This window comes from Streptomyces sp. 13-12-16 (assembly GCF_002114215.1).
GTDB lineage: Bacteria > Actinomycetota > Actinomycetes > Streptomycetales > Streptomycetaceae > Streptomyces.
This window is the reverse complement of sequence record NZ_NCTE01000339.1, coordinates 1-2,468: the sequence shown is the minus strand read 5'-3', so window position 1 is coordinate 2,468 and position 2,468 is coordinate 1. Positions and strand designations below refer to the sequence as shown.

2 protein-coding genes and 1 pseudogene are annotated in these 2,468 nt (G+C 73.7%); 1 reads left to right on the top strand and 2 read right to left on the bottom strand.

All coding sequences use genetic code 11. The annotated features are described in order from the left end of the window. Both B7767_RS14330 and B7767_RS14325 read right to left on the bottom strand, forming a co-directional pair. Window positions 1-709, bottom strand: a pseudogene (locus B7767_RS14330) (ABC transporter permease); the annotation flags it as partial. Between the two features lie 232 nt (window positions 710-941). Next, on the bottom strand, window positions 942-1,355 hold the full coding sequence (locus tag B7767_RS14325; RefSeq protein ID WP_073931836.1) for a globin: 414 nt from the start codon (window positions 1,353-1,355) through the stop codon (window positions 942-944). A gap of 56 nt (window positions 1,356-1,411) precedes the next feature. Here B7767_RS14325 and B7767_RS14320 point away from each other — a divergent pair, with 56 nt between their 5' ends. Beyond that, on the top strand, window positions 1,412-2,389 hold the full coding sequence (locus B7767_RS14320; protein ID WP_085572525.1) for a methyltransferase domain-containing protein: 978 nt from the start codon (window positions 1,412-1,414) through the stop codon (window positions 2,387-2,389). Window positions 2,390-2,468 lie beyond the last annotated feature (79 nt).

The window sequence follows — 2,468 nt, the reverse complement described above, 5'->3', positions numbered from 1 at the left end:
CGTCCCCGGTGAACAGGGTGGGGTCGGCGAGCAGGGGACCGTACGTCGTGAAGTGTCCCTTGACGATCCCGCGGCCGTTCAGGTCGTCCAGTCGCCAGTAGGGAGCGGCGGTGTCCACGGGCCGGTACAGGCCGGTGATCCGGATCGTCGCCGGCGGTCCGTCGAGCCGGTTGTCCAGGGTGAGGCGGGCGCCCGGCTCCAGGGCGAGGGCGCGGGCGGCGGTCTCCGGGAGGGCGGCCTCGATCTCCGCACCGGTGGCCTCCGCGGGCATCCGGCCCTCGGCGATCCGCACCTGGGTGCGGTCCAGTGCGGCGAAGTGCGTGAGGTCGGGTTCGTCCGTCTTCGCGCGTTCGTCCGGAGGGCGGAGGGAGCCGGGGAGGGCGTACGGGCCGGAGCGGACGAGGGTGCGCAGCGTCACCGGCAGGCCGTCGAAGGCCTTGCGGGTCCCTTCGCGCACGGCGGTGTCGGCGGCGGTGCGGCTCGCCGCCGGGACGGTCTCGGCCTTGACGACGAGCGTGGTGTCGGCGGCGTCGCGGGGGGCCGCCAGGGCGTGGCGCAGGGACGCGTCGCCGATGGCGGTGGAGTAGGCGGTGAGGGTGGCGAGGACGGCCGTGGTGAGGAGGACGGTGAGGAGGGCGGCTGCGAGGAGGGGCTTGTGCGCGTGTGCGCGGGCGAGTGCGAATTTCGCCGAGTCCCCTGCGGATGGCACCGCAACCCCCCGTGGTCGTCCGGACCTCCGGGTGATGTTGTCAGAGGGGGTGGGGCGGAGGTAACCGTTCAGGGGGTGGGATTGATCGGATCGTGATCGGAAATCGGGGTCGGGGGACCGGAATGCGATCGGAAGGGGGAGGGGTTCCTTCGCCCCCGCCGCCCCTTCCCGTCCCGGTCCGGGACGCCGCCCCGGACCCCGCTCCTCGGACTCCCCCGGAGGGGCCGGATCGTCAGTCCGGTGAGTTGATCATCGACGCCGCCGCGTACGTCATGTACTTCCACAACGTCTGTTCGTGTTCCTCGGGCAGGCCCAGTTCGTCGACGGCGTCGCGCATGTGCTTCAGCCACGCGTCGTGTGCCGCCCGGTCCACCTTGAACGGGACGTGGCGCATCCGCAGCCGCGGGTGGCCGCGGTTCTCGCTGTAGGTGGTCGGACCGCCCCAGTACTGCATGAGGAACAGCACGAGCCGCTCCTCGGCCGGGCCCAGGTCCTCCTCGGGATACATGGGCCGCAGCAGCGGATCGTCGGCCACCCCCACGTAGAAACGGTGGACGAGCCGGCGGAAGGTCTCTTCCCCGCCGACCTGCTCGTAGAAGGTCTGCTCCTGAAGCGTGCCGCGCCGAATCTCTGTCACGCCGTCCATGGTCTCAGACGCGCCGGCATAGGACTTGAGGCCTAGGACCGCCCTACTGTGGAGACATGGGTGGACGGGACCGCGGGTTGCGGGCCGCGCTCGTGCGGGAGATCGGTGCGAGCGGGGCCTTCGACGCCGACCCGGTGTGGCGGGAGGCGTTCGCCGCCGTACCGCGCCACCTGTTCGTGCCGTACTACTACGTGGGCGTCGTCGGCGGCTACGAACGCCGGTGGGGCGAGAACCCCGACCCCGAGGCGCGCGAGCGGTGGCTGCGCGGCGCGTACGAGGACACCCCGCTGGCGATCCGGCTGCGCGACGGCGAGCTGCTCTCCTCCAGCAGCCAGCCCTCCCTCATGGCGCTGATGCTGGCCGGCCTGGAGGTCCGGGAGGGGCAGAGCGTCCTGGAGATCGGCACCGGCAGCGGGTACAACGCCGCCCTGCTCGCCCACCGGCTCGGCGACGACGACCTGGTCACCACGGTCGACCTCGACCCGGACATCACCGAGTCGGCCACCCGGCACCTGGACGCCGCCGGACACCGTCCGGCCGTCGTCACCGGCGACGGCGCGCGCGGGGTGCCCGCACGCGCCCCCTTCGACCGGATCATCGCGACCTGCGCCCTGTCGTCCGTCCCGCGGGCCTGGCTCGCCCAGTGCCGTCCGGGCGGCCGGATCCTCGCCCCGTTCGCCACCGGCCTGGTCGCGCTCACCGTGCGCGACGCCGGGCACGCCGAGGGGTGCTTCCTGCACACGCCCGCCTACTTCGTCCCGATGCGCGGCGCGAGCCGCTCGTGGCAGGAGCAGCCCGATCCGGAGGGGCTGCCGGCCACGGCCCGGGGAAGCGATCTGTTCCGGTTCCTGCTGGCACTGACCGGCGGCGCCCTCGCCCCGCTGGAGGCGTACGGCCTCTGGGAGCGCGAGGGCCGGCCGCGGCGCGAACGCTACGGCCTCACCGTCGACGCCGAGGGCGACCGCGCCTGGCTGGACGACCCCGAAGGGCCGCACACCTGGCCGGTGCCCGCCGCCCGGGGCCCCGAGCCGTAAGTCCTCTGCCGGATACGACGTTCGAGCCGAGCGGCCCTCGCCCGCCGGCGGGGGACCTGCCCCGACCGGGCGGGCGGCG